This is a genomic window from Vibrio coralliilyticus (assembly GCF_024449095.1).
Taxonomy (GTDB): Bacteria; Pseudomonadota; Gammaproteobacteria; order Enterobacterales; family Vibrionaceae; genus Vibrio; species Vibrio coralliilyticus_A.
The window spans coordinates 3,248,737-3,261,668 of the sequence record NZ_CP024627.1; the positions used below are offsets into that span (position 1 = coordinate 3,248,737).

12 protein-coding genes are annotated in these 12,932 nt (G+C 45.8%); 4 read left to right on the forward strand and 8 right to left on the reverse strand.

What is annotated here, in order from left to right:
* Positions 1 to 48 precede the first annotated feature (48 nt).
* Positions 49 to 930 carry a carboxylate/amino acid/amine transporter gene (locus CTT30_RS15330; RefSeq protein ID WP_252035567.1) on the forward strand — a complete coding sequence of 294 codons (882 nt, stop codon included), beginning with the start codon at positions 49 to 51 and terminating at the stop codon, positions 928 to 930.
* A 34-nt stretch (positions 931 to 964) separates the two neighbouring features.
* Here CTT30_RS15330 and CTT30_RS15335 read toward each other — a convergent pair whose 3' ends face one another.
* From CTT30_RS15335 to CTT30_RS15345, 3 genes are all read right to left on the reverse strand, one after another.
* Positions 965 to 1,528: a hypothetical protein gene (locus CTT30_RS15335; protein WP_252035569.1), complete on the reverse strand. Its 564-nt coding sequence runs from the start codon at positions 1,526 to 1,528 to the stop codon at positions 965 to 967.
* Between the two features lie 101 nt (positions 1,529 to 1,629).
* On the reverse strand, positions 1,630 to 2,409 hold the full coding sequence (locus tag CTT30_RS15340; protein WP_252035571.1) for a class I SAM-dependent methyltransferase: 780 nt from the start codon (positions 2,407 to 2,409) through the stop codon (positions 1,630 to 1,632).
* A 53-nt stretch (positions 2,410 to 2,462) separates the two neighbouring features.
* Positions 2,463 to 5,609, reverse strand: a complete 3,147-nt coding sequence (locus tag CTT30_RS15345; protein WP_252035573.1) for an EAL domain-containing protein — start codon at positions 5,607 to 5,609, stop codon at positions 2,463 to 2,465.
* Positions 5,610 to 5,705: 96 nt separating this feature from the next.
* Here CTT30_RS15345 and asnC point away from each other — a divergent pair, with 96 nt between their 5' ends.
* Positions 5,706 to 6,170, forward strand: a complete 465-nt coding sequence (gene asnC / locus CTT30_RS15350; RefSeq protein WP_239838762.1) for a transcriptional regulator AsnC — start codon at positions 5,706 to 5,708, stop codon at positions 6,168 to 6,170.
* A gap of 35 nt (positions 6,171 to 6,205) precedes the next feature.
* On the opposite strand, the gene tsrA is transcribed toward asnC, so the two are convergent.
* Complete coding sequence (gene tsrA / locus CTT30_RS15355; protein ID WP_239838763.1) at positions 6,206 to 6,490, reverse strand: H-NS-like global regulator TsrA; 285 nt, start codon at positions 6,488 to 6,490, stop codon at positions 6,206 to 6,208.
* 84 nt (positions 6,491 to 6,574) lie between these two features.
* Positions 6,575 to 7,735, reverse strand: coding sequence for a multidrug effflux MFS transporter (locus tag CTT30_RS15360; protein ID WP_252036658.1), 1,161 nt, complete (start codon positions 7,733 to 7,735; stop codon positions 6,575 to 6,577).
* Between the two features lie 142 nt (positions 7,736 to 7,877).
* On the opposite strand from CTT30_RS15360, the gene CTT30_RS15365 reads away from it, so the two are divergent.
* Positions 7,878 to 8,819 (forward strand): LysR family transcriptional regulator, encoded by a 942-nt coding sequence (locus tag CTT30_RS15365; RefSeq protein ID WP_239877038.1) that lies wholly within the window; start codon positions 7,878 to 7,880, stop codon positions 8,817 to 8,819.
* Positions 8,820 to 8,908: 89 nt separating this feature from the next.
* Positions 8,909 to 10,696 (forward strand): aminopeptidase P family protein, encoded by a 1,788-nt coding sequence (locus tag CTT30_RS15370; RefSeq protein WP_252035575.1) that lies wholly within the window; start codon positions 8,909 to 8,911, stop codon positions 10,694 to 10,696.
* Positions 10,697 to 10,792: 96 nt separating this feature from the next.
* On the opposite strand, the gene thiH is transcribed toward CTT30_RS15370, so the two are convergent.
* From thiH to thiS, 3 genes are read right to left on the reverse strand one after another with little or no spacing between them, the layout of a single operon-like run.
* Positions 10,793 to 11,905: a 2-iminoacetate synthase ThiH gene (gene thiH / locus CTT30_RS15375; protein ID WP_239870171.1), complete on the reverse strand. Its 1,113-nt coding sequence runs from the start codon at positions 11,903 to 11,905 to the stop codon at positions 10,793 to 10,795.
* A gap of 17 nt (positions 11,906 to 11,922) precedes the next feature.
* Positions 11,923 to 12,690: a thiazole synthase gene (locus CTT30_RS15380; protein WP_252035577.1), complete on the reverse strand. Its 768-nt coding sequence runs from the start codon at positions 12,688 to 12,690 to the stop codon at positions 11,923 to 11,925.
* Positions 12,691 to 12,695: 5 nt separating this feature from the next.
* A complete protein-coding gene (gene thiS / locus CTT30_RS15385) occupies positions 12,696 to 12,905 on the reverse strand; it encodes a sulfur carrier protein ThiS (protein ID WP_252036659.1) in 210 nt (69 codons plus the stop codon).
* Between the last annotated feature and the right edge of the window lie 27 nt (positions 12,906 to 12,932).

Consider the following 12,932-nt stretch of genomic DNA (forward strand, 5'->3'; position numbering starts at 1 on the left):
GACTTTTGGTATAGACTGCAGAACAGTTGTTGATAATGAGTATTAATCATGGGTTATCTATCTGCAGTCACCCTGTTGTGGGCGTTCTCGTTTAGCCTGATTGGCGTTTATCTCGCTGGTCAGGTTGATTCTTGGTTCTCTGTGCTAATGCGCGTTGCGCTCGCCAGTTTGGTGTTTATTCCATTCCTTAAGTTTAAAGGGGTCGATAAATCGCTAATCATTAAGCTGATGACCGTGGGCGGTTTCCAGCTTGGTTTAATGTATTGCTTCTACTACCAGTCTTTTCTTTTACTCTCTGTACCAGAAGTTCTACTGTTCACCGTATTCACACCGATCTACGTCACCTTGATTTACGATTTACTCAAAGGTCGATTCTCACCTTGGTACCTAGTAACTGCCGCTATAGCGGTGGCGGGCGCAGCCTTTATTAAATTTGCAGGTATCAATGAGAACTTCCTGATCGGCTTCCTTGTTGTGCAAGGTGCTAACGTATGCTTTGCCATCGGTCAGGTGGGCTACAAATATCTGATGGAGAAGCAACCGGTTGATTTACCCCAGCATACGATTTTTGGTTATTTCTACTTAGGTGCTCTGTGTGTTGCTTTGGTGGCGTTTGCGCTGATGGGTAATATCGACAAGATGCCAACCACCAGCACGCAGTGGGGAATTCTGATTTATCTAGGTCTAATTGCTTCAGGTTTCGGCTACTTTGCCTGGAATAAAGGGGCGACTATGGTGAACGCTGGCGCACTAGCGGTGATGAATAATGCGCTGGTTCCTGCTGGGCTCATCGTCAACATAGTGATTTGGAATCGAGACGTTGACCTCACCCGCCTAGCAATTGGCGGTGCGATCATCATGCTGTCGCTATGGATGAATGAAACCTGGGTCAAGCGTAAAGTCGCCCAGAGTTATCAAGCCGCAAGCTAAACAAAAACGCTCTCCAGTTGGAGAGCGTTTTTTATCAATGCATATTGGGTGTCGCTGCCGATTCGAACATCTCTGGTGGCAGGTTCAAGGCAGGGTTTTGACTGAGGCGAGCCTTGATTTTAGCTTCATGCTTTTGCAGTTTGTGTTGCTTCTTAGCCAGCTTTAATAGCTTCTTCTGCTGCTTGTAGTATTTCTTAAGCGCTTTCTTAGCCTTCTTAATCGCTTTCTTATCGGACAAGTCCAGCGTCAGATCATCGGCAGTGGTTTTGGGTCCTGTAGACACCTTAGGCTGCGCTTTCTCTTTAACTCGCTCCACCACGCGACGCACCGCTTGGGACTTCTCTTCAGAAAGGTGAGGTACTTGAGTCTCTTGAGGTGGTAAAGCTTCCGCTAGTAAACCACAGGCGCGTTGCTGCTCTATAGGTTTGCTCTGGCACTGCTGAGGAGGAATGGCGGCAGGTTTACACAAAGAGGTTTTCTCTGCTGAAGATCGAGCACAAGAACGACAGACAAACTTAGGTGCGACCACCAAACGATGGATTTCATTCAATCCATCAGCAATTTGCTTGCGATTCATCTTACAAAGTCGTTTAGCCATGCTACCACTCCAGCTAAGAATACGAATAATTCTTAGTATGATATACCTGCATGGTGACGATTAAGCAAGCACTAAATAACGCTGTAAAATACGATTGAGTGCTAAGTCATTGATGCATTCACATAAACGTCAAAACGATTTTTTTTCGTCTCAATAGCCATCGCGGGCTTTTGACCATTCAGCCACTCTGCGTAGTCAGGTCTCTTAACCACCACCCTTTTACTCGCAAGGGCTAACGCAGGTTCTAACAGCTTATCAGCATCCAGATCGGCCCCGACCAGAGATTGAAAAACTCGCATTTCCTTTTTGACCAGTGCACTCTTCTTTTTGCCTTCTGGATGTGGGTACATAGGGTCTAAGTAAACCACATCAGGCTTAGTAAACTCTGAGTCGTTAGCCAGAGATTCTAAGGCGTTATGGCTAGAAGCATGAAGTAGAGACATTCGCTCACTGACCCAGTCTCCGATTTCTGGGTCCTGCTTTGCTCGTTCTAATCCATCATCTAATAAGGCTGCCACAACAGGGTGACGTTCCACCATTTGCACTTTACACCCAAGTGAAGCCAGCACAAACGCATCACGGCCCAACCCCGCCGTACCATCGAGCACTGTGGGAATCACGCCTTTATTCAAACCGGCAGCTTTTGCAATAGCCTGCCCTTTTCCACCACCAAACTTGCGCCTGTGAGCCACTGCACCACCCGCTAAATCGACGAAGATAGCGCCCAACTTAGGCTCATCGACTTTACGCAGCTCTAAGCGTTCCGCAGTCAGAACCAGCGCAAAGGCGCTTTGTTGATCATGCAACAGCCCCCAACGCTGAGCCAACTGATTCAGTTGCTCATTTCGGTTCGGATCTTCACTAATGAGTTGTAGCTGCACGATAGGCTCCATAGGGGTGGTCAAATTCTCGGGCGCCAGTGTAATGGATTTTGCTAGTCGACACTATGCTTGTCAGTCAGCAGCTCATCGACCAGCTCTTCAAGTGGTTTGGGTTTGCCAATCACGTATCCCTGAGCGTAGTCAACTTCCAACTCGACTAAGAGGTCGATGATACGGCTATTTTCAACAAACTCGGCAACGGTTTTCTTACCCATTTGCTTTGCTAGGTCATTGATTGAGCGAACCATCAAGTGATCGACTTCATTGACGTCGATATCTCGGACAAATAATCCGTCAATTTTAACGATGTCGACTGGCAATTTTTTCAGATAGCCAAATGATGACAAGCCAGAGCCGAAATCGTCGAGCGCTATCTTACAACCAAGCTGTTTAAACTGAGTGAACAGATCTATTGCCTGATTCATATTACTCATTGCCGCAGTTTCGGTAATTTCAAGACAGATTTTTTCACACGGTACAGGGCTGTGCTGAAGCGTATCCAGTAGGAAAGCAATAAACTCCTTATTACCCATCGAGTGGCCAGAGAGGTTAATCGAACACATGCCAAGATTCGCCAACGCCACGGGATTGGCAGCCAGCCAATCTAAGGTTTGAGTCACCACCTGTTTATCGAGCAACTGGGCAATGTTGTACCGCTCAGAGGCAGGCATAAAGATGCCCGGAGAAATGTATTCACCAGCCGCGTTACGTATACGGATGAGGATCTCGAAATGCATCAGCGACTCTTGTTGGTTTAGCGCTAATATTTGCTGAGCAAACAGCTCAATGCGCTGATTCGCCAGTGCATTGTGAACCAAACTGACACATTCCATTTCCTGTTCACGACGGCGCAAATCAGCGTCACCTTGGCAGTAAAGGTTGAAACGGTTGCGCCCTTCTTCCTTCGCCGCGTGACAAGCTGTATCAGCCTGCGCATGAACCATTTGCGGAGAATCAGCAGTATGATCAATCAAACGAATTCCTATCGAACACGTCAGGTTGAGACGAATCTCATCCCAAACAAAAGGTTGCTCACTAAGTGTCATGATAATCGTATTGGCAACGTTTTTAGCATCACGCTCAGTACAGTCTTTGAGTAGCACAGCAAATTCATCCCCCCCCATTCGCGCGAGAATGGCGTTATACGGTAAGACCTCTTCCAGCATGCTAGCGCAGAACTGGATGGCGGTATCTCCGGCCTCATGGCCGGCCGTGTCATTGAGCACCTTAAGCTGATCGAGGTCCAAATACAGCATGGCATGAGTACGTGTATAGCTTTCCACTTCCAATAATGACTTCGCCAGCTCCATCTCAAAGTGATTCCGGTTAAACGTCCCTGTCAGCAAATCGTGACGAGCCTGATACTCTAATTGCTCTGCTAACTGCTTAGTTTCGGTAATATCTTCACCAACGATCAGCAAGTGCCCTGACTCAACAAGCGGGCGAATATTTTCACGAATCCACACCGGTTTGCCATCGGCATGACGGTACTCAATTTCTCGCCGCCAAACGCCACGCATTGCTTGTTTCGGCTGTAACAATACCTGACGAGGGATAACCGCATCTTCATGTAGGTAGAACTCTCTTAGCCGGTGCCCGAGTACTTTGTCTGATGAATAACCAATCAGTTGCTCAGCAAATTGGTTTACCTGCTGAATACGGTTGTGCTCATCAAGCGTAATCATCATCACAGGCTGCTGGTCGTAATAATGACTAAGGTTAGCCTCTCTCTGATAGAGACGTGCCTCTGTGATTTTCCTTGAGGTGATGTCACGAGCTTCCAATAAATACTCCGCTCCCTGACCCATTTCGGGTAGAGGCTTGAGTGACATTTCAAGCACCATGGTCCCCTGTTCGGTGTGCCAGATTTCAGCTTCAAACTGAGTATTCTGCTTCTGGTGTCGATCATTGAAGTAGTGTTTTAATTTATCTGCCGCATGGTCTTCCCAGTGTTGGTGTTGCCAAATCGGCCGATCAACACTGAAATTCTGATGATAGAGGAGTTCTTGCAGCTTACTGTTGCTGGATATTGACCGCCCCTGTGCATCCAACAGGCCGATAAAGTGGTAGCTCTGGTCAAAGACCATCTCAAGCAAAGTTTGGCTCTCTTTGGCTAAGGATTCGCTTTTCTTAAGTCGGCTCAGGTAGTAAACCAAGGCAATGATGATCACCGACAGCAAGACAACCAGCCCAGTAATGATTCTCAGCTCTTTCTCATACCGAACCGCAAAAGGCAGCGGCTTATTGAATAGGGTTGTCGCGGCCTCTCCTTCAATGCCCAAGCCCCATTTAACAACAGCTTGGTAATCCAGTTTGATTTCAGGAGTCGCCACTTCAACTTTAGGTAACGATTGATCGTCAGCTTTTAGCACTTTAAGAAGCTGTTTAGCCGTTTGCTGCCCTTGTGTTCGGCCATTGAGAATAACGCCTCCTACCGCACCATTGCCAAGCCCTAAGTCATGCACCATATATATCGGAGCATTAGACTCTCGACTGAGTTTTTTCCACTCCTGCTTCGTGGCTATCCGGCCTTGCTTATCTCGGTAATAGACCCAAAACAGTATGCTACTTTTGCTGTCAAGGCTGGCAGAAAAGTCTATCAGCTGCTGGTAGCTTTCCGGTACTAGTAGCTCAACCATTGGCTGATATTCACTATTGAGGGTCAGGAAATGTTCAACCTGTCGCCTAACCGCTTGACCTGTGACAGAGTAGTCACTGACAACATAAATCTTTTCCACTTGCGGCTGTATACGTTCAATCAAGGCAACATTACTATAGATATCAATATCTTCTATTACTCCCGTTGCTCTTAGTTGTGAATGCATTTGTGGTCTATAGTGGTTGATGCCACCAAATACCACAGGCGTATCACCAAGCTCGGGGGCCAAGCGTTGCATTAGGTTAAGTGCATTGTTATCACTCACTACAATAGCTGTGAAGATTTCTTGAGAAAACTTAGTTTGGTAAAGCTTATAGAGCTGTTCTAGGTAGGCTGGATTTTGTAATCGTTTTGAGTCGAGGTACACCACGCGCGTGGCAATATCCTCTCCTCTCAACACATCCTCAAGACCACGCTGAAATGCATCAGTCCAAAAAAAGCCTTGGTGATAAGAGTGAACAATCAGTACATCTTTGTCTTTGGCGTGAGCATAAGGGAGCGCCGCACAAAATACAGCTAGAAGAATCAGGCAAAAGCGCACTAAAATAGCTCTCAGATGAAGTTAGCAATTAGTTTAATAGTATCACTCTTGTTGATATTTTGAACTAAGGACATAGCGTTTTAAGTAGGGATAAAGATGCAAGCTCACCATACCAAGCTCGATGACCTTGACCGTGCGATCTTAAAAACACTGATGGAAAATGCCAAAACTGCCTACGCGGAGATGGCGAAACAATTCGAGGTCAGCCCAGCCACTATCCATGTTCGCATCGAGAAGATGAAAGCGGCCGACATCATTCAAGGCACTGAAGTGATCGTTGATACCAAAAAGTTGGGTTACGATGTGTGTTGCTTTATCGGCATCAACCTTAATGCTGCTCGTGACTACCATTCGGCACTTGAGAAGCTAAATGCATTGGAGGAAGTGGTTGAAGCCTATTACACCACTGGAGCCTATAATATCTTCGTTAAACTGATGTGTCGCTCAATTGAAGAGCTCCAGTTTGTTCTGATAGATAAACTTCAAGCCATCGATGAAGTTCAATCAACAGAGACTTTGATTTCTCTCCAGAACCCCATCAACCGTAACGTTAATCCATAAGCAAGAAGGCCTGCATAATGCAGGCCTTCTTTATGTTATTTGGATTCCAGGTACTTTTTGAGTTCTTCGGCAGAAATGCCTTGTTCGGCAATCGTTTTTGCAATCGAAGCAACCTCTTCCCCTTTACGGTCTTCCACTACCTGTTGAAACTGGTACACAATATCACGCAACATATGAAGTGGCACTTGCTTCGCTGCACTGCGAATACGCTCTCCACTTTGGTTACCCAGCTCGTTCAATAGTTTTCCAAACATCACTTTTTCCGGAGCATCTTCTAGTTGTTCCAGTACACGAGCCATTTCATAAGTTGTCATCGACATCGAGGTTTAATATCCACATTAGTTATTAGAAGTGAGGATCAAATATACAATGTTTTCTTAGTCGTTCAAAGCAATTAGACAAACTTACGCTATGGCAGCATGCCATTTTTTTCCTGCTTTACTCATCAATACAAAAATCCCTGGAACAATGATGAACATCTGCACCGCTATCATTACTTGTGGTTCCATTCCAAGTCGTTGCACGGTCCCGACAACAAGGCCAGAACCACTCATCTGGAACAAGCCAAGTAAAGCAGCCGCAGTACCGGCTTTATCACCGAATGGCGCGAGAGCTTTTCCTGCCGCAGCGCCTAGCACCCATGCGAATCCGACCGAAGACATAAAAATCGGCAACATAAAAGCCATGGCCGTCGGTGTTTTAGCCATCGCTAGCATCACAATACCAGCTAAGCCAAGGGTCATAATACCAACAAACAATGTTTTATGCGTCCCGTATTGCTCCATAAACTTAGGTGCTGTCATACAAGCAACGATGTTAATCGCAGCGTTGATCCCGAACCACATGGTGAATTCGTTCATCGTCAGCCCCAATTTTTCCATCAGGACTACAGGAGCCGAGGTAACATAAGCCAGAATGACGGCCATAGCCAACATACACAATGAGGCGTGGAATAAGAACGATGGAGTTTTGAGCACAGCCATGTAACGACTAGGACGAAATACAGGCTCTTTACTTGGCGCAGGGTTGGTTTCCTTCATTTTCATGAACATCACAACCAACACGATCAAGGCAAACCCAGCCATAAACGAGAAGTTAGATCGCCAACCAAATTGCTGAGTTAGCCAGCTACCAAGAATTGGTGCTAACGCTGGAATAAAGCAAATGGCACCATTCAAGTAGCTGATCATTTTGCCACTTTTTTGTGGCCCAAAAATATCGCGAACTGTTGCAAAGGCTGCTACCGATGTCGCGCACGCACCTAAGCCTTGTAGCAGCCTCGCGATTAGCATCCACTCAATCGTCTGAGCGCCCCACGCCAATAAGGCACTCAACGCATAGATACTAATTCCACCTAATGCAACAGTTCGACGTCCTACCTTGTCTGCCAGTGGGCCTGCAAATAATTGACCGACACCCATAGCGAACAAAAACCATGTAATCGTATCTTGAGCCAGTGCGTGTTCCACGTGAAACGCTTGAGAAATCAACGGTAAGGCTGGCAAATAGATATCAATTGCCAAAGGACTAAACAGTACTAGCAAAGTGAGTAGCACCATTTGCATTTTACCGTGATTTTGTTGATGAGCGGTTGGCACGAAGAAGACTCCCGACAAGAATTGATGAAATTGTTTGCAGTGTAAGCTAGTCTAGTTATGACATCCAATGACACATAATCATTAAAGATATTCCATATAGGAATTTCACATGAACATAGAAAAACTTGCCCGCCTCGACCTTAACCTTCTTGTATGCTTGAAAGTACTCTCAGAAGAGTTAAACGTGACTCGCGCTTCACATCGCCTATGCCTCAGTCAGTCGGCTGTGAGTAAGAACCTCGCAAAACTGCGTAATCAATTCGACGATCCTCTGTTTGTTCGCCACGCTCATGGCTTAAAACCAACCCCAAAAACACTGTTCCTCAAACCAAAACTGGATAGCTTGATCCATCACTTAGAACAAATTACTCAGCCTGAACAATTCTCGCCAGACTCGAGTGACCATAAGTTTCAGATTGCCGCCGTGGAAAGTGTTTACCCATTAATTCTTCCTCATTTTCTACCAGAAATTTTTAAGCGGGCACCAGGAGTGACCATCAGTACCCATTCATGGGCCGATCAAACCTTTCGTCAGATCCAACGCGGCGACATTGATCTCGGTATAACAGGTAAAGACATAGATATTAACGATGCAAAACTCACTATGCTTCCACCTAACGACATTTGCGAGCAGGAAATATACAGAGATAACCAGATGTGCTTATTGCGCCATAATCATCCAATTCTCTCTGGCCACTGGAACCTAGAAGCTTACCTCGAACAACGCCATGTCCAGGTTCGTTGTGATGGTAATGATCGCTGGCTACTGGATTATCGCTTGGCAGACATTGGTAAAGAACGGGATATTGCCATCACAGTACCTGACTTTAACAGTGCAGCCAGCCTTTGTTCCTATACGGACTTTATCTTTACCGCCCCAAGTCACTTTGTGAAGCTATCGTCTAAACAACTGGGCCTGACCGTCTTACCACTGCCTTTAGAGTTTCCGCCAATGGCCTATACCTTGTTCTGGCATAGAGACCGAGAAAATGACCCTGCTTTGTCTTGGTTACGTAGAATAATCAGAGAAAAAACGACCGCATTGAGATGATTTGCAGGCTGACGGTAAAAGGAGTAGCTTATTGCCACATCGTCCGCTTTATAGAAAGGACGCGTGAATAAATGATGAAGGATTAATAGATGCTTACCACTACTGAACAACGTTTGGCAGCCATTCGCGAATGGCTGGTTCAGCACGATATTGATGCGTTGCTAATACCCCATGAAGATGAGTACTTAGGCGAATATGTACCCGCTCATAATGAACGTCTGCATTGGTTAACCGGTTTCACTGGTTCAGCCGGTGCCGCGGTTATCACTCAGAGCAAAGCAGCGATGTTTGTTGATGGTCGTTATACGGTTCAAGTGACCAAAGAAGTCCCTGCAGACTTATTTGAGTATCGCCATTTAATTGAAGAACCAGCTCTAGATTGGGTTAAAGACCAGCTTTCCCCGGGGCAAGTTGTGGCCATAGATCCGCGAATGCACAATTCAGCTTGGCTATCCATGGCACAGGCAAAGCTTGCAGACCTATTGCAGCTCAAAGTACTCTCCAGCAACCCTATTGACGAGCTGTGGCATGACCGTCCGCAACCTGTGGTTTCAGACGTTCGTTTAATGCCAACGGAAGCGGTTGGTCAATCTTGCCAATCTAAGCGTCAGGAGATCAGTCAATTGGTCGCGCAATCAGGCGCTGATAGTGCCGTGATCACAGCACTGGATTCCGTTTGCTGGCTACTCAACGTACGCGGTTTAGATGTTTCTCGATTACCGGTTCTTTTATCACATGTGATCTTACATGCGGATTCAACACTGGAATACTTCCTTGACCCAGCTCGCCTGCCTAACGGCTTTGAACAGCATGTCGGACAAGGAGTTAGTGTTCATCATCCAGAGACACTCCAAGCGCGACTTGAATCATTGGCGGGCAAGAAAGTATTGCTCGATCCAACGACCAGTAATGCATGGTTCAAATTAATTCTGCAAAACAGCGGCGCTCATGTAGTTAGTGCGGCAGATCCTTGCTTGATGCCTAAAGCTGCGAAGAATGAGACTGAAGTTGCAGGTATGAAAGCCTGTCATATTCGAGACGGCGTTGCGATGAGTAAGTTCTTGTGTTGGTTAGATGCACAAGTAGCTGAAGGCAACTTGCATGATGAAGCAACGCTCTCCGATAAATTAGAGTCTTTCCGCAAGCAAGACCCAACTCTAATGGATCTGAGTTTCGACACCATTTCTGCTGCGGGTAGTAATGCGGCCATGTGCCACTATAATCATGAGAATCAACCTGAACCTGGTAAGCTAGAACTCAATACACTTTATCTAGTCGACTCTGGCGGTCAGTATTTAGATGGTACAACGGATATCACGCGCACTATTGCTATTGGTCAACCAAGTGACGAAATGATTAAGCAATTCACGCTTGCTCTAAAAGGCCATATTGGTGTTGCTCGTGCCCGTTTCCCGAAAGGCACACGTGGTTATCAGATTGACACATTAGCACGCCAGCATTTGTGGGCAGAAGGCTATGATTATGACCACGGCACAGGCCATGGTGTTGGCCACTTCCTAAATGTTCATGAAGGCCCTGCTAGTATATCGAAGCGACAGATTGATGTTCCTTTAGTCGAAGGGATGGTGCTTTCAAACGAGCCGGGCTATTACCGCGCTGATGCCTTTGGAATTCGTATTGAAAACCTAGAGCTAGTGGTTGAGACTGAAACCAATGGTGACTTTCCAGTTCTTTCGTTCGAGTCTCTAACTCGTTGTCCGATCGATACAAGAAATATTGATGTTAATATGCTAACTAAGCCAGAGCTGGCATGGTTAAATGATTACCACCAAAAAGTTTGGCATGATATTAGCCCCTTAGTCGAAGGGGATGTAAAGGAGTGGTTAGAAAAAGCAACCCAACCACTTCACTACTGATTACTGTAGCAATCGATTCTTGCACTAAAGCTCTCCAATGGAGAGCTTTAGGTTTAAGCGTATCACTAATGTTCCACGTGAAACACTTTAAGCACTTCAGCCGGAATAGACTGAGTGCCAATCCCTCCATACTGGATCAAAACCTCTGGCGCGAATCATCGCTTCAACTGAGCTTGCACTTCTCTCATCACTGATCTCGAACTGCTCCAATTCCGTTTCTTCTGATGCGTAGCCACCAGGTTGTGTTTTTGATGCTGCAGACATTGACGTAATACCCAGTGGCAAAACATTATCTCTGAAGTGTGCTGATTCACGTGTCGATAGAGAGAGTTCTACTTCAGGATTGAGTAATCGATATGCGCAAATCAATTGCACTAACTGCTTGTCACTCATCTCCGATTTAGGTTGCAATGCCCCCGCGCATGGTCTTAATCTTGGAAACGAAATTGAATAACGCGTTTGCCAGTATTTACGCTCTAAATAATCAAGGTGAGCAGCAACATAGAAGCAGTCAGTTCTCCACTCCTCCAAGCCGATCAATGCGCCAATACCTATTTTATCTATGCCGGCTTTTGCTAACCGATCCGGAGTTTCTAAGCGATATTCAAAATCCGTTTTGTTGCCTCGCAGGTGATGCTCCGCATACGTCGAAGGGTGATAAGTTTCCTGATACACCATGACAGCATCCAGACCTAATGATTTGAGTTCTGCGTACTGGTCTTGTTCAAGCGGCTGCACTTCCATCGCTAAGTAGTTAAATTTCTGTTTAATGATGGGCAACATCTCACGGAAGTACTTCATCCCCACTTTAGTTTCATGCTCACCTGTCACTAATAATATGCTATCAAACTTCATCTGTTTAATGGCATTCATTTCAGCTCTGACTTCTTCTTGATTCAGGGTTCGACGTTTGATGCGATTTTCCATTGAAAAACCGCAATAAGTACAAGCATTAGCACACAGGTTCGACAAGTAAAGAGGAATATATAACGAAAGCGTATTGCCAAAGCGCTGTCTAGTTAAAGCATAAGACTGCTGGGCCATTGCTTCTATGTAAGGCTCTGCAGCAGGTGAAATTAGTGCCTTAAAGTCTTCTAGATCACGCTTGGGCTTAGCCAATGCTCGCTCAACGTCTTGCGCGGTTTTGGCATATATCGACATCGAAATGTCATCCCAATTTAACCTGTTAAATTGGTCTGTAAAAGTCATTCTCACACCTACTCATATTAGAGATCATCAAGGAATGACGTCAAAGGGCTCGATGCAACAGCATGAGAGACTTGCCCAGCCAAGCCAGCTTCATAGGCTAGTCGGCCAGACTCAACGGCCATCTTAAATGCCGTTGCCATTGATATTGGATCAGAGGCCGCTGCTATTGCTGTGTTTACAAGTACGGCATCCGCTCCCATTTCCATTGCTCTTGCTGCATGTGAAGGCGCGCCAATTCCCGCATCCACTACAACCGGCACATTAGCTTGGTCAATAATGATCTCAAGAAAGTCATGCGATGCTATGCCCTTATTTGAGCCAATTGGAGCTCCTAAAGGCATCACGGCTGCACACCCTACCTCTTCCAACCTCTTACACAGAACTGGGTCCGCATGGCAATATGGCAAAACCGTAAATCCGTCTTTCACCAGTTGCTCGGCTGCTAATAATGTTTCAATGGGATCTGGCATTAGATATTTTGGATCAGGATGAATTTCGAGCTTTAACCAGTTCGTTTCTAGCGCCTCTCTGGCTAAATGCGCTGCAAAAACTGCATCTTTCGCATTTTTTGCCCCCGAAGTATTAGGCAATAAATTCACTCCTGATTGGAGCAAAGGCTGTAGGATATCATCTTGGTGATCATGCACATCTACTCGCTTAAGTGCCATTGTAGCTAATTGAGAACCAGACGCCTTTATTGCGTTTTCCATTAGATACTTGCTGGCAAACTTTCCTGTACCCGTAAACAACCTTGAACTAAACTCTTTGTCTGCGATCTTCAGCATGGCTATTATCCCCCGGCGATGGCCTGAAAAAGTGAAATGGTATCTCCTTCACTCAGACATGTTGTGCACCACTCACTACGAGGCACAACCGTATTGTTAATAGCAAACACACAGCCGATTTCAGGCAGTGAAAATTGCTTAATAATGCTCTCTAAGTCCGACCCCGCACTCACATTATAAGGCCGTTCATTTACTATGATTTGTATCTCTCTCATCATTTCGCTTCTTTATTAATCGGTTAT